This window comes from Streptomyces hazeniae, assembly GCF_031845485.1.
In the GTDB taxonomy this organism is placed as follows: domain Bacteria; phylum Actinomycetota; class Actinomycetes; order Streptomycetales; family Streptomycetaceae; genus Streptomyces; species Streptomyces hazeniae.
The window spans coordinates 46,961-70,502 of record NZ_JAVREQ010000002.1 but is presented as its reverse complement, the minus strand read 5'-3'; the positions used below and the strand labels follow the sequence as shown (position 1 = coordinate 70,502).

Below are 23,542 nucleotides of genomic sequence, written 5' to 3'. Positions count from 1 at the left end.
TCCCCACAACGCCGGGCCCGCCAGCTCCCGCTCCAAGCCCTCAGGAGGAGCCGATGAAGCTCATCCCCCGTCTTCCCACGGCGTCCCGTCCACGCACCACCCTGGCGGCCGTCACCGCCGCGAGCGCGCTGCTGCTGACCGCCTGCGGCGGCAGCGGCGGCGACGGCGAGCAGAAGGCCGCGGACGAGAAGCAGACCCTCACCGTCTGGGGCATGGGCGAGGAGGGCAAGCACCTGCAGACGCTCGGCGAGGAGTTCGAGAAGGAGAACCCGAACATCACCGTCGAGGTCACCCCGATCGGCTGGGACGTGGTGCACCAGAAGCTGATCTCCGCCGTCGCGGCGGGCGAGCTGCCGGACATGGCGCAGATGGGCAGCACCATGATGGGCGAGTTCATCGCACTGGACGCGCTGGAGCCCGTGGACACCCGGACCTTCCAGAAGTCCGACTTCTTCCCCGCGGCCTGGGAGGGGAACGTCAAGGACGGCGAGACGTACGGCGTCCCCTGGTACGTGGACACCCGCGTGCTGTACTACCGCACCGACCTGGCGGAGAAGGCCGGGATCGACGAGGCTCCCGAGACGTGGGAGGACATGAGCTCCCTGGCCTCCGGCTACAAGGAGAAGGCCGGCACCCAGTGGGGCGCCTACCTCCAGCCGTCCAACACCGGCGCGTGGCAGACGTTCGTACCGTTCCTCTTCTCCGCCGGCGGCTCGCTGCTCGGCGAGGACGACAAGCCCGCCCTGAACTCCCCCGAGACCGTCGAGGCGCTCACCGAGTACGGCGCCTACGCCGAGAAGGGCCTCTCCGCCAAGAGCGTGCCGCCGGGCTTCGACCCGGTGAAGACCTTCGGCAACGACCGCACGCCGATGTTCGTCTCCGGACCGTGGATCGTGAATCTGCTGAACGAGCAGCAGCCGCAGATCAAGGGCGACTGGGCGGCCGTGCCGCTGCCGGCCGGCCCCGAGGGCGGCAAGTCCTGGGTCGGCGGCTCCAGCCTGGTGACCTTCGCCGACAGCGGGCACAAGGCCGCCGCCGAGAAGTTCACCGCCTACCTGACCAGCACGAAGGAACAGGCCGACTGGTACGAGATGTCCAGCTCGCTGCCCGCGAACCAGGCCGCCTGGGACGAGCCGGAGGTCTCCGGCACCAAGGGCCTCGACGTCTTCCGCACCCAGCTGGAGAATTCCGAGCCCATCCCGCCGATGGAGAAGTGGGAGGAGTTCGCCGCGAAGGTCGACGAGGCCGTCTCCCGCGTCACCCAGAAGGGCGAGGACCCGAAGAAGGCCGCCGCCTGGCTCCAGCAGGCCACCGAGGGCCTGGCGGGCTGAGGCCGATGTCCGCGACCACCGCCTCCGGGCCGCCCGGCACCACCGGCCCCACCCCCCGGCGCACGGCGAAGCAGCCGACCGCGCCGGGGGCGGGGCGGGGGCCGCGGCGCCCCCGGCGCGACAGGCTCAGCATGCAGAACCTCGCCGGGTGGCTCTTCTCCACGCCGTTCCTGGCGGTCTTCGGGACGTTCATGGCGTTCCCGATCCTCGCGACCCTCGCGATGAGCTTCACCAGCTTCGGGCTGCGGGACGTCACCGACCCGTTCGGTGCGGAGTTCATCGGCCTGGAGAACTACACCCGGCTCTTCGAGGACGAGAAGTTCACCACGGCGCTGTTCAACACCGCCTACTTCGTCGTCCTCGGGGTGCCGCTGACCGTGGGGACCGGGCTCGCCGCCGCCGTCCTGCTCAACTCCGGGGTCGAGCGGATGCGCACGTTCTTCCGCGTCGGCTTCTACGCGCCAGTGGTGACCAGCATCGTCGCCGTCGCGGTGGTGTGGCGCTTCGTACTCGACCCGGCCGACGGCCTGATCGCCGGCCTGGCCGCCGAAGTCGGGCTGGACGGGCCGAATTTCCTCGGCTCCGAGATCCTCGCCATGCCCTCGCTGATCGTGATGGCGGTGTGGCGCAACCTCGGGACCGCGATGGTCCTGTTCCTCGCGGGCCTCCAGGCCATCCCCACCGAGGTGCGGGAGGCGGCACGCATCGACGGCGCCGGCATCTGGCAGGAGTTCCGCCGCATCACCGTGCCGCTGCTGCGCCCGACCATGCTCTACGTGTCGGTCATGACCTCGATCGCCTTCCTCAACGTCTTCGAGGAGCCGTTCGTGATGACCGACGGCGGCCCGGGCGACAGCACGCTCACCGTGTCGCTGCACATGTACCAGGAGGGCTTCGACTTCTTCCACATGGGCTATGCCAGCTCCATGGCGTACGTGCTGTTCACCGTGATCCTCGCGATCACGCTGCTCCAGCTCCGTCTGCTGAGGGACAGGACGCGATGACCACCACCGCACCCGGCGCATCCGCCGGACATCAGGCGGCCCGTCGACGCCGCAACGCCGCCCGCCTGCGCAGAGGACTCGTCTACGCCGGGCTCACGGCCGGGGTGGTGGCGATGCTGGCGCCGTTCGTCTGGATGGTGCTGTCCGCCTTCAAGACCGACCGTGAACTGGGCGCCAGCCCCACCGTCTGGATTCCCACGCAGTGGACACTCGAGCACTTCCGGGAACTGCTCGACCTGCTCGACATGGGGCTGCACTTCTTCAACTCCACCCTTGTGGCGGTGGCGGTGACGGTCTGCAACCTGGTCTTCTGCTCGATGCTCGGCTACGCGCTGGCCAAGCTGAACTTCCTCGGCCGGGGCCCGGTGTTCGCGGTCGTGCTGGGCGCGCTGATGGTGCCCAGCACGCTCATGCTCATGCCGATGTTCGTGATGATGAGCAGGATGGGCCTGATCGACAGCTACGCGGCACTGATCCTGCCGTTCGCGGCCGGCGCCTTCGGGGTCTTCCTGATGCGGCAGTTCATGCTGTCGGTGCCGGACGAACTGCTGGAGGCAGCGCGGATCGACGGGGCGAGCGAGTGGTACATCTTCTGGCGCATCGCGATGCCGCTGGTCAAGCCCGCGCTGGCGACACTGACCATCTTCACCTTCCTCGGCTCCTGGAACAACTTCCTCTGGCCGCTGGTCGCGACCAACGACCCCGACCGGTACACCCTGCCGGTGGCCCTGGCCACCTTCGCCATCGACCCGACGAAGGCGGACGGCTCCAACGGCGTGCTGATGGCCGGCGCGTTCCTGGTGGTGCTGCCGGTGCTGCTGGTCTTCGTCGTGCTCCAGCGGTACTTCACCCAGGGCATCGCCACCGCCGGACTCAAGTAGCCGTCCGGAGGCGGTCACCCGCACGCGTCCGTCCCACCGTCCCGTCCCGTCTCGTCCCCTGACGTCCCGTCTCGTCCCGTCCCCTCTCGTCCCGACCCGCGTCCCGTTCCTTCCCGGGACATACGCCCATCGCGCATCGTGGGGCCTGAGCACGGCCGCGATGTAAGCGCATCCATGGAGGTTCCCCCACATGACCGAGAAGAACGCCCGCCTCGACTGGGAGCAGCGCATCGGCCTCCCGAGCGACCGGCCGCTGACCGGCACCGCCGACCTGCCCGCCCCCACCGGGCTGCGCTCCCAGGACGGCACCGGACACGTGCTGCTGGACTGGCAGCCGGTGCCGGGCGCGCTCGGCTACCTGGTGTACCGCTCGGCCTCGGTCGACGGCCCGTACGAACCGCTCGACCACCTGGGCGGCGACGTCCTGGCCGTGCCACACCCGCCGTACGCGGACACCCTGGCCGAAGCCGGCCGCGGCCACTGGTACAAGGTCGCCTCCTGGACCGACGCCGGCCCCGGCCCGATGACCGAGAACCCCGTCTCCGGCTGCCCCGTCGCGCCCGGCACCGCCCCCGCGCGGGTGACCGTCACCGCGGACGCCGCCGCCCCCACCGAGCCGCTGCCCGGGGTGTGGAACCGGATGATCGGCGCCGAGCACCTGTCGATGCTCACCTGGCCGGAGGGCCCCGGCCCCGGCGGCTCCGACGTCGCCGCCGAGTACGCGCGGGCGCTCGGCATCGTCCGCGACGAACTGGGCGTCCGCACGGTCCGCGCGCACGGCACGTTCCTGCCGGAGTGCGTCCAGGTGCGCGAGGACGGCTCGTTCGACTTCTCCGGCCTGGACGAGGTGTACGACCGCTTCCTGGCCACCGGCCTGAAACCGGTCGTCGAACTCTCCTTCATGCCCGCCGAGCTGGCCGCGGAGCCGGACTACACCGTTTTCGAGTACCGGGGCATCGCCTCCGTCCCGCGCAACTGGGAGCGCTGGGCGGCGCTCTGCGGCGACCTCACCCGGCACCTGCGCGAACGGTACGGCGCCGACGAGGTGGCGACCTGGGAGTTCGAGGTCTGGAACGAGGCCAACCTCGAGGTGTTCTGGAACGGCACGCAGGAGCAGTACCACCTGCTGTACGAGAAGGCCGTGCGCGCCATCAAGGCCGTCGACCCGCGCATCCCCGTCGGCGGCCCCTCCTCGGCGGCGGCCGGCTGGGTCGGCCCGCTGCTGGAGTACTGCCGCGAGCACGACGTGCCGATCGACTTCGTCTCCACCCACACCTACGGCAACGCCCCGCTCGACTTCCGCCCGCAGACCCGGTCGTTCGCCGAGGCCACCGGCAAGCCGGAACCGGAGATCCTGTGGACCGAATGGGGCGTCACCCCGACCCACTTCCACCGGGTCAGCGACTCCGTCTTCGCCGCCCCCTTCGTGCTGCGCGGCATGAAGAGCGCGCTGGCCTCCACCGACTGCCTGGCCTACTGGGTGGCCACCGACCACTTCGAGGAGCTGGGCCGCCCGCCGCAGCTCTTCCACGGCGGCTTCGGCCTGCTGACGGTCGGCAACCTGCGCAAGCCGCGCTTCTGGGCCCTCGACCTGCTGAACCGGCTCGCCGGCGGGCGGATGCCGGTGGACGTCGCGGGCGACGGCGCCGGCGCGCTGACCGAGGCCCTCGCCACCCGCGCCGACGACACGTCCACGGTCGACGTCCTGGTGTGGAACGGCACCCTGGACCAGTCGAAGATCGACGGCGCCCGGGCACTGGACCGCACGGCGACGGTGCGCGTCACCGGACTCGCGCCGGGTGCCTCGTACGCGGTGGGCGTACGGGCGGTGGACCAGCAGCACGGCAACCTCAAGGCGCTGTGGGACGAGCTGAACGAGACCGGCGCCGACTGGCCCGACGAGCAGCAGTGGACGCGGCTGCGGGAGGCAGACCGGCTGCCCGAGGAGTCGCTGCCCGCCGTGACGGCCGACGGCGACGGCACCGTCGAGGTGACCGTCGACCTGCCGATGCCCGGCATCCGGGCGCTGCGCCTGACCCGGGCCTGAGCCCGGCATGAGGCGCCCCGCATGACGTCCGGGGCCCGGCCCTGACACCGGGCCCCGGTCTCCCCTCCCCCTCCCCCACCCCCACCCGCACACCGAAGGAGTCGCACACCGTGGAACGACGTACCTTCCTCGGCGCCGGAGCGGGCGCCACGGCGGCGCTCGCGCTGGCCGCCCCCGTCGCAGCGAACAGCGCCCCCGCCGTCCCCGCAGGGGCACCGTCCGGCCGGGACACCGAGGCGCTGCTGCGCCGCTGGTTCCGGGACACCTACCGGTCCCTGGACGCCATGTACACCGACTTCGGTCTCACCACCGACAAGATCGACGTGAGCGGCGACGCGCCGGTGCAGAGCCCCAACACCTCGCCCACCAACATCGGCTGCGGCCTGTGGGCCACGGTCGCCGCCGCCCGCCTCGGCGTCGTCGACGGGGACGCGATGCGCCGCCGCCTGAGGCGCACGGTCGCCGCCGTGGAGCGGCTGGAACGGGCCCACGGCTTCTGGCTCAACTGGTACGACGCACACACCGGCGAGGTGCTCACCGAGTGGCCGGAGACGGGCGACCCGGTCCGCCCGTTCCTGTCGTCGGTGGACAACGCCTGGCTGGTCACCGGGCTGCGCATCGCCGCCGACGCCGACCCGGCCCTGCGGCCGCGCGTCCGGGCTCTGCTGGCCGACGCGGACTGGTCGTTCTACTACACGCCTTTCGACGCCGACGACCCGGTGCAGCACCCGGGCCAGCTCAAGGGCGGCTACTGGACCGACGACGACACCTACACCGGCCACTGGTACGGCGCGCTCAACACCGAGCCCCGCATGGCCAGTTACCTCGGCATCGCCGACGGCACGGTGCCCGGCGAGCACTACTGGCACGTCTTCCGCACCCTGCTGCCCGGCATGGGCCAGGAGCAGGAGCCGGCCGGCGAGTGGGCGGAGGTCGACGGCTTCCGCGTGTGGCGCGGCCACTACACCTACCGCGGGAAGAAGATCGTGCCGTCCTGGGGCGGGTCGATGTTCGAGGCGCTGATGGTGCCGCTGTTCGTGCCCGAGGGCGAGTGGTCGCCGCACTCGTGGGGCGTCAACCACCGGCGGCACGTGTGGAGCCAGATCGAGCACGGGCTGCGCGAGGAGGACTACGGCTACTGGGGCTTCTCCCCCGCCAACGTCCCGGCCGGCGGGTACAGCGAGTACGGGGTCGACGCCGTCGGCATGCAGACGGAGGGCTACACCTCCAAGGGCGTCGTCACGCCGCACGCCTCCTTCCTCGCCATGCCGTTCGCCCGCGGGCACGCCGTCGCCAACCTGCTGCGCATCGAACGGGACTTCGGCGCGTACCACGACGGGCTCGGCTTCCGCGACTCCGTCGACGTACGCGACGGCACGGTCAGCGGCGCGATGCTCGCCCTCGACCAGGGCATGATCGCCGCCGCGCTGGCGCAGGTGCTCCGGCCCGGCACGCTGCAGCGCCCGTTCCGGCGGGGCGGCTTCGCCCGGCGCGTGCGGCCCCTGCTGCGCCGGGAGGACTTCGGCATAGCGTAGGTCCGCCCGGGCCCCGCCCCGCCTCTCGCCCCGCACGGAACGGAGTACGTGTGCCCTCCACCGCCCAGCCGCCCAACCTGCTGCTGTTCATGACCGACGACCACGCGGTGCCGGCCATCGGCGCGTACGGCAGCGCGTTGTGCCGTACCCCGGCGGTCGACCGGCTGGCGACGGAGGGCATGCGCTTCGACAACACCTTCTGCACCAACGCGATCTGCACTCCCGCGCGCGCGACGCTGCTCACCGGCACCTACGGTCACGTCAACGGCATGACCTCACTGCAGGCGCCGGACCACGTCTTCGACGCGACGCAGCCGTCGTTCCCCGAGATGCTCCAGGCCGCCGGCTACCAGACGGCCCTCATCGGCAAGTGGCATCTCGGGCACGGCGGCGACAGCGACCCGCGCGGCTTCGACCACTGGGAGATCCTCCCCGAACACGGCGTCTACCACGACCCGACGTTCCTCACGGCGGACGGCTCACACACGTACCAGGGGTACGTCACGGACGTCATCACCGACCTGGCGCTGCGATGGCTGGACCGGCGTGACAGGGACCGGCCGTTCGCCCTGCTCGTGCAGCACAAGGCGCCGCACCGCGCGTTCGAGCCCGCGGAGCGGCACCTGCGGCTGTACGAGGACCGGGACATGCCGGTACCCGCCACCCTGCACGACGACTACGGCGGCGGGCGTGTCCCCGAGGCCGCCGAGGCGCGGATGCGGATGTCCGACCTCCAGGACTTCGACCTCAAGGCCCCGGTACCGGAGGGGCTTTCGGAGCGGGAGGAACGGGAGTGGCGCTACCAGCGCTACATCAAGGACTACCTGCGGGTCGTCGCCGCCCTGGACGAGAACGTGGGCCGGGTGCTGCACTACCTCGACGTCGCGGGGCTGGAGGACGGGACGGCCGTGGCGTACACCTCCGACCACGGGTTCTTCCTCGGGGAGCACGGCTGGTTCGACAAGCGCTTCATGTACGACCCGTCCCTGCGGATTCCGCTGGTGGTGCGGTGGCCCGGAGTGGTCGCGCCGGGAACGGTGAACGACGACCTCGTGGCCAACATCGACTTCGCGCCGACACTGCTGGACCTGGCCGGCGTGGACGCGCACCCGCGGATGCAGGGGCGCAGCATCCGCCCGCTGCTGGAGGGGCACACCCCGGCCGACTGGCGGTCGTCGGTGTACTACCGGTACTGGATGCACATGGACCGGGACCACGGCGTCCCCGCCAGCTACGGCGTGCGTACGGCCACGCACAAGCTGATCCACTATCCGGGGCACGGCTCCGGCGCCTCCGGAGCGCGGGACGTTCCGCGGGAGCCGGCGTGGGAGCTGTTCGACCTGGAGGCCGACCCGGACGAGCTGCGCAACGTGTACGCCGACGCCGGGTACACGGAGGTGCGGCGCGCGCTGGAGGCGGAGCTGTCGGCGCTCCAGCGGCGGTACGGCGACGCCCCCGGCTGAGCCGGGGGACGTACGGGGAGGGCTCGCCCTGGGCAGGGCATCGCTCGGCTCGGCCGCGCGGAGGATTTGGCGCGGACGCCCGCCGCCGGGAACATGTGCGAAGACCCGCGTGGACACAGAGCGGCGTGGACGGAGACCGGCGTGGACGGAGAGGCACACAGCGTGAGCGACCCCGCACCCCGCGCATGCTGCGCGCCCGCCCGCCAGGGTGCGCCCCCCGCCGAAACTCCCCACGCCGCGGCGCCGTCGCCCGGCGCGCCCGGCGACGGGCCCCGCAGCGTGCCGGAGCCGCACGGCGGGTGGCGCTCCCTCGACGGCGGTCCCTTCCTCATGGGCTCCGCCGACGGGCCCTACCCCGCCGACGGCGAGGGCCCCGTCCGCGAGGTCGCCGTCTCCCCGTTCTCCCTGGCCGCCACCGCCGTCACCGTCGCCGAGTTCGCCGCCTTCACGGAGGCCACCGGCCACACCACGGACGCCGAACGGTTCGGCTGGTCGTTCGTCTTCGCCGGGTTCCTGCCGCGGGACGCCGCGCCCACCCGCGGCGCCGCGGCCACACCCTGGTGGCGCCAGGTGTTCGGCGCGGACTGGAACCACCCCGAGGGCCCCGGCACGGACACCGCCGCCCGCCGCGACCATCCCGTGGTGCACGTCAGCCACGCCGACGCCGTCGCGTACTGCGCCTGGGCGGGCGTACGCCTTCCCACCGAGGCCGAGTGGGAGTCCGCGGCGCGCGGCGGCCTGGAGCAGCAGCCGTTCCCGTGGGGCGCCGAGCGCGACCCGGGCGGGGAGCCGCGCATGAACATCTGGCGCGGCACCTTCCCCGACCGGAACACCGCCGCGGACGGTTACGCCGCCACCTGCCCGGTCGACGCGTTCGAGGCGAACGCGTTCGGGCTGTGGAACATGACCGGCAACGTGTGGGAGTGGTGCGCCGACTGGTTCAGCCCCGGCTTCCACAAGCGGGGCCCGCGCACGGACCCGGCCGGGCCCCCCGTGGGGCAGGCCCGGGTGCTGCGCGGCGGCTCGCACCTGTGCCACGAGTCGTACTGCCTGCGCTACCGCACGTCCGCGCGGATGGGGAACACGCCGGACAGCTCCAGCGGCAACACCGGTTTCCGCGTGGCACGCTGAACCCGCGTCGCCGACCGTCCGCGTGCTCATCCCCTGCGACTTCCCGGCGACTTCCGGCGGTACGACGTCCGTCGGGCCGTCCTCCGTCAGAGGTCGTACCAACGGCGTGTCCGCACGCCGGGGTGCAGATCACCGCAGGCTGACTACGCTGCCGCACGAGTGGCCGGTCGTCGAGAACCCGAGGTGTGGCAATGAGACGTCGTCAGTTCCTGGGCGCAGCGGGTGCGGTGGGTGGCCTGGCCGCGGTGCCGGGCGCGCTGAGCCTCACGGGGGCGTCGCCGGCGGGGGCGGCACCGGCCCCGTCCGGAGTGCCCGGTCCGCCCACCGTCACACCCGACGACCTGCGGTTCCGCCCGCGGACCCTGCGCCCCGGCAGTCCGCAACGCGCGGGCCTGCTGGCCGAGCACGTCGCACGGATCACGCCGACGGCCGCCGAGTTCATGGCCCCCGGCCCGGGACGTCCCGAACCGTCCCATCCCGGCTTCGTGGTCCTCGCCGCGCGGCACGGCGTGGTCGTGGAGCACGAGGCGCGCGGTCACGCGCTGCGCTACGCGAGCTGGGACGCGGAGGCGGGCGCGCCGGTCGAACTGCCGCGCGAGGACTGGGTCGACATGCGTCCCGACACGCTCTTCGACATGGCCTCCGTGTCGAAGCTGTACACCTCGGTCGTGCTGACGATCCTCGCCGAACGCGGCGACCTCGACCTCTCCGCGCCGGTGTCGCGGTACCTGCCCGACTTCGCGGCCGCCGACCCGGCGAAGGCGCCGGTCACCGTCGAGATGCTGCTGACGCACACCTCCGGCATGAAGGCGTGGATGAGCCTCGCCGACTACCCGGACAACGCGGCGCGGATGGCGGCGATCTACGCCCAGCCGCTGGACTTCGAACCGGGCAGCGACTACACGTACTCCGACCTGAACCTGATCACCGCCGGACGGATCGTGGAGGAGCTGACCGGCAAGGGCCTGGACACCCTGGTCGCCGAGCTGATCACCCGGCCGCTGGGTCTGCGCGACACCGGCTACAACCCGCCGGCCGCCAAGCTGGACCGCGTCGCGGCGACCGAGTACCAGCCGTGGACGGACCGCGGCATGGTGCGCGGCACCGTGCACGACGAGAACGCGTACTACCTGGGCGGCGTCGCCGGCCACGCCGGGGTGTTCTCCACCGCCGCCGACATGGCGGTGTTCGGGCAGATGGTGCTGAACGGCGGCACGTACGGCGGCACCCGGCTGCTCCGGGAGGACACCGTCCGGTCGATGCTGACCAACCGGAACGGGCGGTTCGGCGGCGGCGCGGCACGCGGTCTGGGCTGGCAGCTGGACCAGCGCTTCTACATGGACTGCCTCAGCTCGCCGGTCGCCTTCGGGCACACCGGATACACCGGCACCTGCCTGGTGGGCGATCCGCTCGAGGGCATGCTGTACGTGCTGCTCACCAACCGGGTCCATCCGACCCGCGAGTGGGGCACGACCAGTTCCTACCGGCGGCAGCCCGCCCGCCGGCTGGGACGCGCGCTGCCGGTGCGTCCGCCGGTCGGCCGGTACGCCTGGTTCTCCGGGCAGGGGGACGAGGCGACCGCCACCCTGGAGGTGCCGCTGCGCCGTCCGGTGCGCGACGACGCGTCGCTGAGCTTCCGGCTCTGGTACGACACCGAGGCCAGCGACGTGTGCACGGTGGAGGCGACCACGGCCGCCGACCCGGGCGACGCGGACTGGCAGCCGGTGCGGCTGGAGCTGCGGGCCGGCGACGACCACAGGTGGGCGGCGGACGACGGCGCGTTCTCCGGTTTCGCGGCGCGCCGCCGGCTGCGCGGACGGGCCGAGCTGCCGGACGGGGTGACCGCGGTGCGCTGGCGGTACGTCACGGACTCGCTCTACCAGGGACGGGGGGTCTACGTGGACGAAATCCGGGTGCTCGACGGGCACCGGCCGGTGTTCCTGTCCGTCCGGCCGTGGGACAACGACCGCATCCGGGCGGAGGGCTGGACCGAATCCGCGGACTGATCCCCGCCCGTCCCGCCCCGCTCCGGCGGCGGGCGGGCCCTCCGGAACCGTCCGGGCCCGGCCGGGGTGTGCTCAGAACAGGCTGAGCAGCGCTTCGGTCGGGTCCTTCGGCTTGCTGTCCCCGTCGGGCAGCGCCATCTCGAACCACACCGTCTTGCCGTGCGGTGTGCGCCGGCTGCCCCACGCCTGGCTGAGCAGCTGCACGAGCTGGAGTCCGCGGCCGCCCTCGTCGGTGGCGCGGGCGCGGCGGCGGCGCGGCTGGACCAGGCCGGAGTCCCAGACCTCGCAGACCAGGGTGCGGTCCAGCAGCAGCCGCAGGCGTATCTCGCCCTCGCCGTGCCGCAGCGCGTTGGTGACGAGTTCGCTGACGAGCAGTTCGGTGGTGTCGGCGAGTTCGTTGAGGCCCCAGCCGGCGAGCTGCTCGACAGCCATGTCCCGGGCGCGGGCGACGGACTGCGGCTCGGGTTCGAGGTACCAGTCGCCCACCGACCCGGCGGGCAGGCCGTGCACCCGGGCGACCAGCAACGCGATGTCGTCCTCGCCGTGGTGCACGTCCAGGTCGCCGAGCACCCGGTCGGCCACGTCCTCCAGGGCCTTGGGCGGACTGGCCAGAGCCCGGCGCAGCGCGTTGAGGCCCTCGTCCAGCGGATGGTCGCGGGACTCGACGAGGCCGTCGGTGTACAGCGCGAACAGCGCGCCGTCCGGCAGTTCCACCTCCACCTGTTCGAACGGCTCGCCGCCGACGCCGAGCGGCACGCCCTTGGGGACCTCCAGCAGCAGCGCCCCGGCGTCCGGGTCGTCGGCGTCCGGCTCCAGCAGGACGGGCGGCAGGTGGCCGGCGTTGGCGAACGTGCAGCGCCGGGTGACCGGGTCGTAGACGGCGTAGGCGCAGGTGGCGAGGTAGACCTCGGCGAGGTCGTCGGCGCTGTTGCTGTGCTGCCAGCGGGCGCGACGGCGCCGGCTGTCGCTGGGTGCGGCACCGAGCCCCTGGGCGATCTCGTCGAGGGCGCCGAGCACTTCGGCCGGTTCGGTGTCGAGCAGCGCCAGCGTGCGCACGGCGGTGCGGAGTTCGCCCATGGCGACGGCGGCGCGCAGACCGCGGCCCATCACGTCGCCGACGACCAACGCGGTGCGGTGTCCGGGGAGTTCGATGACGTCGAACCAGTCGCCGCCGACCTCGGTGGCCGGATTGCCCGGCAAGTAGCGGCACGCGATGTCGAGCCCCGCCGCCTCCGGGTTGCCCGGTGGGAGCAGGCTGCGCTGGAGGATGAGCGCCCGCTCGTGCTCGCGCCGGTAGAGGCGGGCGTTGTCGAGGAACACCGCGGCGCGGGCGGCGAGTTCGGCGGCCAGCGCAGCGTCGCGTTCGCCGAATGCGCCGCTGCCCTTCGCGCGGGAGAAGTGCGCGAGGCCGAGGACCCGTTCCCGGGCGACCATCGGCACCGCCAGCGTGGACTGCACCACGGCGCCGAACTGCACCGGCACGGAACCGTCGTCGCGGCCGGTGACCCGCTGCACGCGGCCGGTGCGCAGCGCCTCCGCCCCGGCGGAGTCGACGGCGTAGCAGTGCGTGGAGCCGACGGAGACCGGACCGGCGTCCGCGTCGCCGGCGTCGGAGGGCAGGGGCAGCGGCGCGTCGGAGACGGAGCTGGCGAAGGCGACCCGGCGGAGTTCGCCGGTGCCCTCGTTGGCGCCGGCCGCGGGCGGTTCGTCGCCGATCAGCACGGCCTGGTACAGGTCGACGGACGCCAGGTCGCAGAACTGCGGCACGGCGACGTCCAGGAGTTCGCGGGCCGTGGTCTCCAGGTCGAGGGTGTTGCCGATGCGCGCTCCGGCGGCGTTCAGCAGCGCCAGGGCGCGCCGTACGTCGTCGGGCTTGCCTGCCGCCTCGACTGGGATGTCACTCAACGCCGCCCCTTCCCTCACCGGTGTCCGCCCGGGTCGGAGCATTGTCGCAGGTCCGTGCCCACGCGCCATACCCTTCCCGGTCACTGCACGCGTTCTTCCGGTTTTCGGCGGAACGCCCGCAGGCACCGTCCTGCTCGACCCCCGTTCGCAGGGTCCTTGATGTCTCCTAACCAGGCAGCGGGAGCTCGAACCAGACTGTTTTGCCCAGCGGGCCGTGGCGGGTCCCCCACCTGCGGGATTCCCGGGCGACCAACTGGATGCCGCGGCCGCCCTCGTCCTCCTCGGTGGCGCTGCGCGGCTGCGGCGGGTCGGGCAGCGGGTCGGACACCTCGACCAGCAGCGAACCCCCGCGGACCATGCGCACACCGATCGGTCCATGCGCGTAGCGAAGCGAGTTGGTGACCAGTTCGCTGACCAACAGCTCGGTGCTGTCGATGAGTTCGTGCAGGTTCCAGTCCCGCAGTGTGTCGCGGACGACCGAGCGGGCACGGCGCACCGCGTAACTCTCGGCGGAGAACGTCCAGGAGGCGGCGCTGCCTTCGGGGAGGCCGCCGAGCTGCGCCATGAGCAGCGCCGCGTCGTCGGCCGGCACCGATGGCGAGGCGGACCGGGAACGGTGCGGCTCGTCCCCGAGGCGGACACTTCCGGCGAACGCACCGCGGGAGCCGTCGCCGCGGGCGCCGCTGGAGGCGCGGGTGGCGACGACGGCGTCGCAGGCGTCGTCGAGTGAGGGCGCGGGCGTACGGGCGCAGAGCAGGTCCCGGAGGCGTTCGATGCCGTCGGTGATGTCCTCGCCGCGGTTCTCGATCAGGCCGTCGGTGTAGAGGACGAGCACCGCGCCGTCCTCCACCTCCAGTTCGGTGGTCTCGAAGTGGACGCCGCCGACGCCCAGCGGCGCCCCGGACGGCAGGTCGAGGACCCGGGACCGCCAGCCTCCCTCCGGTCCGGGCATCAGCAGCAGGGGTGGCACGTGGCCGGCCTTGGCGAGGTGGCAGCGGCGGGTGGAGGGGTCGTAGACGGCGTAGAGGGCGGTGGCCAGCAGGGGGTCGTCGGGCCCGGGCGCGAGGTCGTCGGCCAGGTCGTTGACGCGGCGCAGCAGTTCGTCCGGCGGCAGGTCCAGGCCGGCCAGCGTGCGGACGGCGGTGCGGAGCCGGCCCATGGTCGCGGCGGCCCGCAGGCCGTGCCCGGTGACGTCGCCGACGACGAGCGCGACCCGGCCGCCCGCCAGCGGGATGACGTCGAACCAGTCCCCGCCGACCTCGGTGCCGCTGCTGCCGGGCACGTACCGGTAGGCGACCTGCACGCCGGGCGGCGAGGGCACGGACTGCGGCAGCAGGGTCCGTTGCAGCATCAGGGCGCCCTCGCGCTCGCGGGCGTAGAGGCGCGCGTTGTCCAGGGAGGTGCCGGCCCGGTCTGCCAGCTCCATGGCGAGCGCGAGGTCGTCGTGGTCGAAGGGGTCGCTCTCGGTGGCGCGGCTGACGACCAGCAGGCCCAGCACGATGCCGCGGGCGCGGAGCGGGACCACCATCAGCGAGTGGATGCCCAGGTCCAGCGCGGCGACGACCTTGGGGTCGTCCGCGTAGGTCGCGGCGCGCAGCTCCTCCTGGGAGGTGATCAGGTGGGGGGCGCCGGTGGAGAGGGTGCGGCCGAAGTAGGAGCCGGACTCGAAGGCGATGTCCTGGCCGACGCGGAGCATCCGGCGCACCGACGGGCCGCGGTCGCGGGCGGCGACGCCGAGCTGGAGCAGGGGGGTGCCGGAGGTGGGTGTACGACCGGGCAGGTCGCCGCCGTGCGCCAGGTTGCCGACGAGCATCACGCCCGCGTAGTCGGCGAAGCGCGGGACCAGGGCGGTGGCCAGGGCCTGGGCGATGTTGCGGACGTCGAGGAAGTCGCCGAGGGCGACGCCGACGTGGTCGAGGAGAGCGAGACGCTGCCGGGCCCGTTCGATCTTCTCCAGGGCGTCGCGGCGCTCGGAGACGTCCATCACGGCGCAGCTGAGGCCGAGGACGTGACCGAAGTCGTCGGTGAGGCGGCTGTAGGACACCGACCGTGCGCCGATGCCGTCGGGGGCGTTGGTGACCAGGTCGATGACCGAGCGGCCGGTGCGGAGCACGGTGGACTGCACCTGGGTGATCTCCTCGGCCATGCCGGGCGGCAGCACGTCGTGCACGGTCTTGCCGAGGTGTTCCCCGGCGGGAACGCCGTTGAGCCGGGCCAGGGCCTCGTTGACGCGGACGTAGCGCAGTTCGGTGTCGAAGAGTCCGATGCCGAGCGGGGAGGAGCCGAAGAGGGCGTGCAGAGCGGCGAGGTCGTGGTCGATGGCGCGGAGCTGGCCGACGTCGGCCAGGCTGAGTGCGACGTAGGGGGCCGCGGCGCCGTCGGAGAGCAGGAACGCACGGCTCTCCACGGTGACCGGGTGGCCCTCGGCGTGATGGACGCGGAGGATGCCGCGCCAGCGGCGTTCGCGGCGCAGGCAGGCGAAGATGTCCTCGGCCTGCTGCTCGGGGCTCATGCCCTCGAAGGGACGCAGGAACGTTTCGACGGGCTTGCCGACGAGGCGGCCCGGGAGCCAGCCGAGGATCTCCTCCGCCGTGCCGCTCCACAGCATGACGCGGCGGCGGGTGTCGAGGATGACGACCCCGAGCCGCAGTGTGTCCAGCAGGGAGGACATCGCTTCGTTGGGTGAGACGCCGCGCGGGCGCCCCGGAGCCGCACCGAGCGCGTCACCCCCGTCCGCGGGCGCGGCGCGGACACCGTCGCGCGTCGTTTCGCTGTTCACGCCCTCCGGTCCCGCGGTCTCTGCCACGCCGCCCACGTCCCTGATCGGGTATCCGCCCTGGCCGGACATCCTGGCCAAGTGAGACTAATCTCTACATACCCGATTCTGCACGTGCTCAGCCTCGCGCACCGCTCCCGCCGTCGCGCGATTCCACCAGGTAGGCGCCCGCGTCCGCGCCGGAGGTCACCGTGCCGGATTCCAGCCGGTCGGCGACCTGCTCGGCCTCGTCACGGGTGGCGTAGCTTCCCACGCGGTACCGGTTGCCGAGGCCGTCCTGGCGTATGAGCAGCCAGGGCAGCACGGCACCGCCGTCACCGTTCGCATTCCGCATATGCCAAAGCCTATAACCCGCCCCTCACGCACCGCATTCATCATGGCACCAAGGGCGAACGTTTTCGGCCGCTCGTTCGGACTTCTCCCCGTTTCCCCCTCCTCCTCCTGCGTGTCTCCTGAGCCGGTCTCCCTGCCCTGCGGCAAGCCCTCGGCTCCGCGCCTCGCGGACCTCAGCCCACGGGCATCCGGTAGGCGAGCCGGAAACGGCCGGAGGGCACCACGACGTCCGCCGTCTCGACCGGGCGCCCACCCGCGTAGAACGTGCGGTGCGCGACCAGCACGATCTGGCCGGGAACGCCGCCCAGCGCCACCGCTTCGTCGGCGAGACAGGGCCGCGCGCCGACCTCCTCCGCGATGTTGTCCACGACCAGGTCGACACCCGCCATGCGTTCGACCACTCCGCGCCCGCCCAGCGGCCCCTCCTCGGGCAGCATCACCGGAGTGCGACCCGTGACCGTGAGCGGCTCCCAGGAGGTGGAGAGCATCACCGGCTCCCCCTCCTCGCGGAAGAGGTAGCGGGTGCGCATGACCCGCGCCCCGGGCTGCACGCCGAGCCGCTCCGCCGTACCCGGGGACGCCTCCTCCTGCTCGCTGTACGCCTCCCAGGTGCCCTTGACCTCGTCGTCCCCCTGCTCCTGCCGGAACGGACCGGACTCACTCCCCGGCACCCGGTAGCCGGTGCGGACGACGCGGCGCGGCACCGGGTGCTCCCGCACGTACGTCCCCGAGCCGGAACGGCCCTCCACCAGACCCTCCGCCATCAGCACCTTCCGTGCCTCCAGCGCCACCGTGTCGGAGACGCCGTACTGCTCCCGGATGCGGGCCTGGGACGGCAGGCGGGTGTGCGCCGGAAGGCTCCCGTCGACGATCTGCTGCCGGAGATCGCCGGCGACGCGCAGGTATGCGGGCTGCTCACCGAATGCCACGTACCCTCCCGGGGTTTGACCGTGAGCAACAGCTTGGCAACCGTGGGTCGCAGCGCGCAATATCCGGCCAAGGATTCACCCGAAGTGATGAACTGCAGCTCAGAGGCCCGGAGAAGTCGGCGGAGCGGCCGGAAAGCGGGCGGTGGCCCGGGGCCGGTGGGCCGGAGGGCCGGAGGGCCGGAGGGCCGGGGCGTCAGGAGGCCGGGGGTCAGCGGGCCCGGTCGAAGTCGACCGCGCTGTAGGCGCGGAGCTTCGCCAGCCGGTGGGTGGAGTCGATCTGCCGGATGGTGCCCGACTTGGACCGCATCACCAGCGACTGCGTGTAGGCGGTCTCCGCGCGGTAGCGCACCCCGCGCAGCAGGTCCCCGTCGGTGATGCCGGTGGCGACGAAGAACACGTTGTCACCACGGACCAGGTCGTCGGTCTCCAGCACCCGGTCCAGGTCGTGGCCGGCGTCCAGCGCATGCTGCTTCTCCGCCTCGTCCTTCGGCCACAGCTTGCCCTGGAGCGTGCCGCCGAGGCACTTGATCGCGCAGGCCGCGATGATGCCCTCGGGGGTGCCGCCGACACCCAACAGCATGTCCACACCGGTGCCCTCGCGCACCGCCATGATGGCGCCGGCCACGTCACCGTCCGAGATGAACTTGATCCGCGCGCCCGACTCGCGGATCTCCTTGACGATGCCCTCGTGCCGCGGCCGGTCCAGGACCACGACCGTGACGTCCTCCGGCGCCAGCCCCTTGGCCTTGGCCACCCGGCGCACGTTGACCGAGGCCGGCGCGTTGATGTCGACGAACTCCGCCGCCTCCGGACCGGTGACCAGCTTGTCCATGTAGAAGACGGCCGACGGGTCGAACATCGCGCCGCGCTCGGCGACCGCCAGCACGGACACGGCGTTCCCCATGCCCTTGGCCGTCAGCGTCGTGCCGTCCACCGGGTCCACGGCGACGTCGCACTCCGCACCGTGCCCGTCGCCGACGCGCTCGCCGTTGAACAGCATCGGCGCCTCGTCCTTCTCACCCTCGCCGATGACCACCACGCCGTTCATCGCCACGGTCGAGACCAGGGTCCGCATGGCCTTCACCGCGGCGCCGTCCGCGCCGTTCTTGTCGCCGCGCCCCACCCAGCGACCCGAGGCCATCGCCCCGGCCTCGGTGACACGGACCAGTTCCAGGGCCAGGTTGCGGTCCGGCGCCTCGGGGCCGGGCTCGAGCTGTTCGGGCAGGTGGTGGTGTTCCGTCATCGGAGCGCACCTTTCTGTACGGCGACGGCCGTGGACGAGGGTTCCCCCGACTCTATACAGCACTCGAAAGAGTGAGCGGCATGGCCCACGTTTGAGCGCTCTCCGGGCGGGCGGCGTCCGAGTGCCCCCGCCTCGGGTGTTCTCCCCCGCCGGAATGCCCCTCTCGTCCCGGGGCGCCCCACCCTGCCGGCCGGGGGCACCTCGTCAGCCCGGGACGGGGCGCCGCCGGTCCCGGGCCGCCCCGGTCTCGGGCCGCCGAAGGCCGTGAGAGACCATGGCGGGGTGGCAGCAGAGAAGAAGCGCGGCACCCAGACGATCCGGGACATGGTGTTCTCGGTCGCCGTGGTCGCCCTCGCCGCCGGGGTGATCTACCTGTTCATCCCGCACGACGGGAGCAAGGACCCGGTCCGGGTGGTCGACTACTCGGTCGAGGTGAAGACGGCCTCCCGCGCGGCGCCGTACCCGATCGCCACCCCGGAGGGGCTTCCGCAGGAGTGGCGCGCCACCTCGGTCCGGTACGAGGGGGCGGGCGGCGACGGAGCCGCGTGGCACCTCGGCTTCATGGCACCGGGCAACGAGTACGCCGCCGTGGAGCAGAGCGACGCGGACCCCCGCGGATTCGTCGACGACGTGACGTACGGCGCCGAGAAGACCGGCCGGAGCGTGCACATCGAGGGCGAGACGTGGACGCGGTACGCGGGCGAGAAGTACGACGCGCTGGTGCGCGTCCAGCCGGACGTGACGACCGTGGTCACCGGCACGGCACCCGCGAAGCAGCTCGAACGGCTGGCCGCAGCGCTCGAGCCCCGCACCGCGAAGAGCTGACGCCCGGACGCGCCGTCGCCGCCGCGGCGGCTCAGACCGTCGTAACGGCGGCTCAGACCGTCGTGACGGCCTCGGCCGCCGCGAGGCGCGGGTTGCGCGGGCGATAGGCGTCCGGCCCGGGGCGGCCGATGTTCACCACCAGCAGCGCCTTCTGCCGCCCGTCGCCGAAGAACTCCTTGTCGACGCCGTCCGCGTCGAAGCCGGTCATCGGGCCGGCGGCGAGACCCGCCGCGCGGACTCCGAGCAGGAAGTAACCGGCCTGGAGGGTGGCGTTGAAGGTTCCCGCCGCCTCCCGCGGCCCCTGCTCGGAGAAGTGGGCGTCCTTGATGTGCGGCGCCGACGGGAGCAGTTCCGGCAGGCGCTCGTGGAAGCGCAGGTCCACGGAGAGGATCGCGGTCATCGGGGCGGTGGCCGTCCTCGGCCGGTTGCCCTCCGCCATCTGCGCCACCAGGCGCTTCCGGGCCTCCGCGCTCTGTACCAGCGTGATCCGCAGCGGCGACTGGTTGAAGGCCGTCGGCGCCAGCTTGATCAGGTCGTAGACCGCCGCGATCTGCTCCTCGTCCACCGGTTCGCCGGTGAACGTGTGGGCGGTGTGGGCCTCACGGAACAGCAGGTCCTGAGCGGTCGGGTCGAGGGCGAGTGCCATGGTGCGAAGCCTCACGTGCGGGGGTCGTCGGTTCGGACGCTCCCGTCACCGTAGGAAACCTTGAAACTTCAATCAAACGTTCTCGGTGTCCTCTTCGTCACCCTCGCCCGGTCCGGCCCCGTCGTCGGAGGCGCCCGCCGCGTCCTCGTCCTCGGCGTCCTCGGCCTCCCCGTCGGCGCCGCCCAGCACCGCGTCCAGCCGCGCCCGCGCACCCTCCAGCCACTCCCGGCAGATCCGGGCCAGCTCCTCGCCCCGCTCCCACAGGGCCAGCGACTCCTCCAGCGTCGAGCCGCCCGCCTCCAGCCGCTGGACCACCTCCACCAGCTCACCGCGGGCCTGCTCGTAGCTCAGCGGGGATTCCTGCGTCTGCGTCATGCCGACAGGCTAAGCGCCGTCACCGACACCGCCCGCGCCGCCCGCGTCCGCACCGCCGGCCGCGTCCACGGTGACCCCGAACGCGCCCTTCGCGACGCGCGCCCGCAGCGCCTCCCCCGGCGCCACCTCGGCGGGCTTGCGCACCACGCCGCCGTCCGCCCGCTGGAGCACGGCGTACCCGCGCTCCAGCGTCGCGGCCGGCGACAGCGCGACCACCCGCGCCCGGGTGTGCGTGAGGTCGTCCTCCGCCCGGTCCAGCCGGTGCCCGAAGCAGCGGCGGGCGCGCCCGAGCAGCATCGCCACGTCCTCCGCCCGGTCCTCCAGCAGCACGTGCGGGTCGGCCATCGCGGGACGGCTGCACACGTCGGCCAGCCCGCGTTCCTCCCGCTCCAGGAACCCGGCCATCACCCGCCACGCCCGCTCGCGCAACGCCCGTACGCGCTCCCGTTCCTCGCCCACGTCCGGCACCGTGCGCTTGGCCGCGTCCGTGGGCGTGGACGCCCGCAGGTCCGCCACCAGGTCCAGCAGCGGCGCGTCCCGCTCGTGCCCGATCGCGGACACCACCGGCGTACGGCAGGCCGCGACCGCGCGGACCAGGCCCTCGTCCGAGAAGGGCAACAGGTCCTCCAGGCTGCCGCCGCCGCGCGCGACGATGATCAGGTCCACCTCCGGGTCGGCGTCCAGCGCCCGCACCGCCTCGGTGACCTGCGGCACCGCGTGCACGCCCTGCACTGCCACCTGCCGCACGTCGAAGCGCACCGCCGGCCAGCGGAGCGCGGCGTTCCGGAGCACGTCCCGCTCGGCGTCCGAAGCGCGGCCGGTCACCAGGCCGATCCGCTGCGGCAGGAACGGCAGCGGCCGCTTGCGGTCCGCGTCGAACAGGCCCTCCGCGCCGAGCGCCCTCCGCAACTGCTCCAGCCGGACCAGCAGCTCGCCCACGCCCACCGGCCGTATGTCGGTCGCCCGCAGCGACAGCGAGCCGCGCGGCGCGTACCACGACGGCTTGGCGTACACCACGACGCGCGCGCCCTGCGTGACGGTGTCCCCCACACGGTCGAAGACGTCCGGCGGGCACACCACGGACAGCGAGACCTCCTGCGACGGGTCACGCAGCGTCAGATACACCCAGCTCTGCCGCGAACGGCGATTGAGCTGCGTGATCTGGCCCTCCACCCACACCGCGCCCAGCCGGTGGACCCACTGCCCGATGAGCTGCGAGATCTTCCCGACCGTCACCGGAGTCTCGGCCGTCGTCTGGAGTGCCATGCGGACGAGGCTACGGGGTCCCGCCGACAGGCCGCCCGTACGATGGGGGTCATGACTGCAACGCCTGCCCGCGACCGCCGCGTCCTGCTCGCCGCCCCCCGTGGGTACTGCGCCGGCGTGGACCGCGCCGTCATCGCCGTCGAGAAGGCCCTCGAGCAGTACGGCGCCCCGATCTACGTGCGGCACGAGATCGTCCACAACAAGTACGTCGTGCAGACCCTGGAGAAGAAGGGCGCCGTCTTCGTCGAGGAGACCGAGGAGGTCCCCGAGGGCGAGATCGTCATCTTCTCCGCGCACGGTGTCGCCCCCGTCGTCCACGAGGAGGCCGAGCGCGGCAAGCTGGCCACCATCGACGCCACGTGCCCGCTGGTCACCAAGGTGCACAAGGAGGCCGTCCGGTACGCCAATGAGGACTACGACATCCTCCTCATCGGCCACGACGGCCACGAGGAGGTCATCGGCACCAGCGGCGAGGCCCCCGACCACATCACCCTCGTCGACGGCCCCGACGACGTGCAGAACGTGGAGGTGCGCGACCCCGACAAGGTCGTCTGGCTGTCCCAGACCACTCTTTCGGTGGACGAGACGATGGAGACGGTCGACGCGATCAAGGGCCGCTACCCGAACCTGCTGAGCCCGCCCAGCGACGACATCTGCTACGCCACGCAGAACCGGCAGACCGCGATCAAGAAGGTCGCCGCCGAGGCCGACCTGGTCCTCGTCGTCGGCTCGAAGAACTCCTCCAACTCGGTGCGCCTGGTCGAGACGGCCCTCGCGCACGGCGCCAAGGACGGCCACCTGGTCGACAACGCCTCCGAGATCGACGAGACCTGGCTCGAGGGCGTCACCACGGTCGGCCTCTCCTCCGGCGCCTCCGTGCCGGACGTGCTGGTCGACGGCGTGCTGGAGTGGCTCCAGGAGCGCGGCTGGGAGGACGTCGAGCTGGTGCAGCCGGTCGAGGAGCACATGCAGTTCTCCCTCCCCAAGGAGCTGCGTCGCGACCTGCGATCCGAGGCGGCCGACAAGGTCCGCTGACGCGGACCGCGCACGCGGCGGGCGGACGCCGACGGACGGGCCCCGGCCCACGCAGTCCGCACACCGCCCCGCCGTCGAACGCCCGCCCCGGCCGTCAGCCCGCCTGGGGGCGGCGGGCGGGCCGGCCGCGACGGACGGCGCGTCCCACTCCCGCGGGCGCCCCGGCGGGCGCTTGTGCGCCCAGCGCCGTGGCGCCCGCCGGCAGCGCGCCGAAGCCCGCGCCGCTCTCGACACGCTCCGCACGCCGGCGCGCGGCGTCCAGCCCGCGCCGCACCAGCACGATCAGCCCGGCCAGCAGCGTGCCCCCGTACACCCAGGCGGCCTCCGTCGACAGGCCGGTGAACAGCCCCATCATCACCCCGGCGAAGCCGCCCGACCCCGGACTGACGAACAGCAGCCCGGCCGTGAACGCGAGCGGCGCCGCCACGGGCGCGGCGTACAGCTCCGCGGGCCGCACCCAGCACGCGCCGGCGGCGGACACCATCACGAAGCACACGCCGTAGCTCGGCCTGTGCCCCTCCAGCAGCAGCGCGTCCAGCGCCCCGAGCAGCAGCATCAGCACGACCACGAGCACGCCGACGCCCAGCGCCGTCAGCCTCGGCCGGGGCAGCCGCTCCACGGCCTCCGCCAGGCGTCCACGGCGGACGAACCGCCCGGTGGGCCCGCCTCCGGGCGGCCTGCGCAGCTCTCGCATGAACCTCGCCTCTCCGCTCAGGCTCCGCTGATCCAATCCATCACGGTAGGCACGTTCTCCCCCGCCACGCCCGCATGGACACGCACGGGCGCACCTTCATCCCCCAGTTCGATGGCC

General features: G+C 72.8%; 19 protein-coding genes. 10 read left to right on the top strand and 9 right to left on the bottom strand.

The window, feature by feature from the left end; genetic code table 11:
- Window positions 1–53: 53 nt before the first annotated feature.
- The 8 genes from RM572_RS04095 (at window position 54) to RM572_RS04060 (ending at window position 11,398) form a co-directional block, all read left to right on the top strand.
- Window positions 54–1,331: a sugar ABC transporter substrate-binding protein gene (locus tag RM572_RS04095; RefSeq protein ID WP_311671887.1), complete on the top strand. Its 1,278-nt coding sequence runs from the start codon at window positions 54–56 to the stop codon at window positions 1,329–1,331.
- A 131-nt stretch (window positions 1,332–1,462) separates the two neighbouring features.
- Entirely contained in the window at window positions 1,463–2,335 is an 873-nt protein-coding gene (locus RM572_RS04090; protein WP_247597881.1) for a carbohydrate ABC transporter permease, read from the top strand.
- Window positions 2,332–3,216, top strand: a complete 885-nt coding sequence (locus RM572_RS04085; RefSeq protein ID WP_051308497.1) for a carbohydrate ABC transporter permease — start codon at window positions 2,332–2,334, stop codon at window positions 3,214–3,216. The genes RM572_RS04090 and RM572_RS04085 overlap by 4 nt, the downstream gene beginning before the upstream one ends.
- A gap of 190 nt (window positions 3,217–3,406) precedes the next feature.
- On the top strand, window positions 3,407–5,263 hold the full coding sequence (locus tag RM572_RS04080; RefSeq protein ID WP_311671886.1) for a GH39 family glycosyl hydrolase: 1,857 nt from the start codon (window positions 3,407–3,409) through the stop codon (window positions 5,261–5,263).
- A 110-nt stretch (window positions 5,264–5,373) separates the two neighbouring features.
- On the top strand, window positions 5,374–6,798 hold the full coding sequence (locus RM572_RS04075) for a glucoamylase family protein (protein ID WP_311671885.1): 1,425 nt from the start codon (window positions 5,374–5,376) through the stop codon (window positions 6,796–6,798).
- Between the two features lie 50 nt (window positions 6,799–6,848).
- Entirely contained in the window at window positions 6,849–8,261 is a 1,413-nt protein-coding gene (locus RM572_RS04070) for a sulfatase family protein (protein ID WP_311671884.1), read from the top strand.
- 162 nt (window positions 8,262–8,423) lie between these two features.
- Window positions 8,424–9,392 carry a formylglycine-generating enzyme family protein gene (locus tag RM572_RS04065; RefSeq protein WP_311671883.1) on the top strand — a complete coding sequence of 323 codons (969 nt, stop codon included), beginning with the start codon at window positions 8,424–8,426 and terminating at the stop codon, window positions 9,390–9,392.
- A gap of 191 nt (window positions 9,393–9,583) precedes the next feature.
- Entirely contained in the window at window positions 9,584–11,398 is a 1,815-nt protein-coding gene (locus tag RM572_RS04060; RefSeq protein ID WP_311671882.1) for a serine hydrolase, read from the top strand.
- A gap of 72 nt (window positions 11,399–11,470) precedes the next feature.
- Here the strand turns inward: RM572_RS04060 and RM572_RS04055 are convergent, their stop codons facing one another.
- The 5 genes from RM572_RS04055 to glpX form a co-directional block, all read right to left on the bottom strand.
- Complete coding sequence (locus tag RM572_RS04055; RefSeq protein WP_311671881.1) at window positions 11,471–13,303, bottom strand: ATP-binding SpoIIE family protein phosphatase; 1,833 nt, start codon at window positions 13,301–13,303, stop codon at window positions 11,471–11,473.
- Between the two features lie 166 nt (window positions 13,304–13,469).
- Window positions 13,470–16,109, bottom strand: coding sequence for a SpoIIE family protein phosphatase (locus tag RM572_RS04050; protein ID WP_311671880.1), 2,640 nt, complete (start codon window positions 16,107–16,109; stop codon window positions 13,470–13,472).
- Between the two features lie 88 nt (window positions 16,110–16,197).
- Complete coding sequence (locus RM572_RS04045; protein ID WP_027764512.1) at window positions 16,198–16,413, bottom strand: hypothetical protein; 216 nt, start codon at window positions 16,411–16,413, stop codon at window positions 16,198–16,200.
- Window positions 16,414–16,585: 172 nt separating this feature from the next.
- On the bottom strand, window positions 16,586–17,341 hold the full coding sequence (locus tag RM572_RS04040) for a GntR family transcriptional regulator (RefSeq protein WP_136182568.1): 756 nt from the start codon (window positions 17,339–17,341) through the stop codon (window positions 16,586–16,588).
- 208 nt (window positions 17,342–17,549) lie between these two features.
- Window positions 17,550–18,584, bottom strand: coding sequence for a class II fructose-bisphosphatase (glpX, locus tag RM572_RS04035; RefSeq protein ID WP_311671879.1), 1,035 nt, complete (start codon window positions 18,582–18,584; stop codon window positions 17,550–17,552).
- Window positions 18,585–18,866: 282 nt separating this feature from the next.
- Here glpX and RM572_RS04030 point away from each other — a divergent pair, with 282 nt between their 5' ends.
- Window positions 18,867–19,409: a DUF4245 domain-containing protein gene (locus RM572_RS04030; RefSeq protein WP_311671878.1), complete on the top strand. Its 543-nt coding sequence runs from the start codon at window positions 18,867–18,869 to the stop codon at window positions 19,407–19,409.
- Window positions 19,410–19,461: 52 nt separating this feature from the next.
- Here RM572_RS04030 and RM572_RS04025 read toward each other — a convergent pair whose 3' ends face one another.
- The 3 genes from RM572_RS04025 to xseA all read right to left on the bottom strand — a co-directional run bounded on the left by RM572_RS04025 (window position 19,462) and on the right by xseA (window position 21,696).
- On the bottom strand, window positions 19,462–20,055 hold the full coding sequence (locus RM572_RS04025) for a malonic semialdehyde reductase (RefSeq protein WP_311671877.1): 594 nt from the start codon (window positions 20,053–20,055) through the stop codon (window positions 19,462–19,464).
- A 72-nt stretch (window positions 20,056–20,127) separates the two neighbouring features.
- A complete protein-coding gene (locus RM572_RS04020; RefSeq protein ID WP_311671876.1) occupies window positions 20,128–20,430 on the bottom strand; it encodes an exodeoxyribonuclease VII small subunit in 303 nt (100 codons plus the stop codon).
- A 9-nt stretch (window positions 20,431–20,439) separates the two neighbouring features.
- Window positions 20,440–21,696, bottom strand: coding sequence for an exodeoxyribonuclease VII large subunit (gene xseA, locus RM572_RS04015; protein ID WP_311671875.1), 1,257 nt, complete (start codon window positions 21,694–21,696; stop codon window positions 20,440–20,442).
- A gap of 42 nt (window positions 21,697–21,738) precedes the next feature.
- Here xseA and RM572_RS04010 point away from each other — a divergent pair, with 42 nt between their 5' ends.
- Window positions 21,739–22,731, top strand: coding sequence for a 4-hydroxy-3-methylbut-2-enyl diphosphate reductase (locus RM572_RS04010; protein ID WP_311671874.1), 993 nt, complete (start codon window positions 21,739–21,741; stop codon window positions 22,729–22,731).
- 94 nt (window positions 22,732–22,825) lie between these two features.
- Here the strand turns inward: RM572_RS04010 and RM572_RS04005 are convergent, their stop codons facing one another.
- Complete coding sequence (locus RM572_RS04005) at window positions 22,826–23,425, bottom strand: DUF6542 domain-containing protein (protein ID WP_311671873.1); 600 nt, start codon at window positions 23,423–23,425, stop codon at window positions 22,826–22,828.
- Between the last annotated feature and the right edge of the window lie 117 nt (window positions 23,426–23,542).

Bases quoted from the DNA above. Each gene is read 5' to 3' on its own strand.
- RM572_RS04095 (WP_311671887.1), top strand. From the start codon at position 54: ATGAAGCTCATCCCCCGTCTTCCCACGGCGTCCCGTCCACGCACCACC.
- RM572_RS04090 (WP_247597881.1), top strand. From the start codon at position 1,463: ATGCAGAACCTCGCCGGGTGGCTCTTCTCCACGCCGTTCCTGGCGGTC.
- RM572_RS04085 (WP_051308497.1), top strand. From the start codon at position 2,332: ATGACCACCACCGCACCCGGCGCATCCGCCGGACATCAGGCGGCCCGT.
- RM572_RS04080 (WP_311671886.1), top strand. From the start codon at position 3,407: ATGACCGAGAAGAACGCCCGCCTCGACTGGGAGCAGCGCATCGGCCTC.
- RM572_RS04060 (WP_311671882.1), top strand. From the start codon at position 9,584: ATGAGACGTCGTCAGTTCCTGGGCGCAGCGGGTGCGGTGGGTGGCCTG.
- RM572_RS04045 (WP_027764512.1), bottom strand. From the start codon at position 16,413: ATGCGGAATGCGAACGGTGACGGCGGTGCCGTGCTGCCCTGGCTGCTC.
- glpX (WP_311671879.1), bottom strand. From the start codon at position 18,584: ATGACGGAACACCACCACCTGCCCGAACAGCTCGAGCCCGGCCCCGAG.
- RM572_RS04025 (WP_311671877.1), bottom strand. From the start codon at position 20,055: ATGGCACTCGCCCTCGACCCGACCGCTCAGGACCTGCTGTTCCGTGAG.
- RM572_RS04020 (WP_311671876.1), bottom strand. From the start codon at position 20,430: ATGACGCAGACGCAGGAATCCCCGCTGAGCTACGAGCAGGCCCGCGGT.
- xseA (WP_311671875.1), bottom strand. From the start codon at position 21,696: ATGGCACTCCAGACGACGGCCGAGACTCCGGTGACGGTCGGGAAGATC.
- RM572_RS04010 (WP_311671874.1), top strand. From the start codon at position 21,739: ATGGGGGTCATGACTGCAACGCCTGCCCGCGACCGCCGCGTCCTGCTC.
- RM572_RS04005 (WP_311671873.1), bottom strand. From the start codon at position 23,425: ATGCGAGAGCTGCGCAGGCCGCCCGGAGGCGGGCCCACCGGGCGGTTC.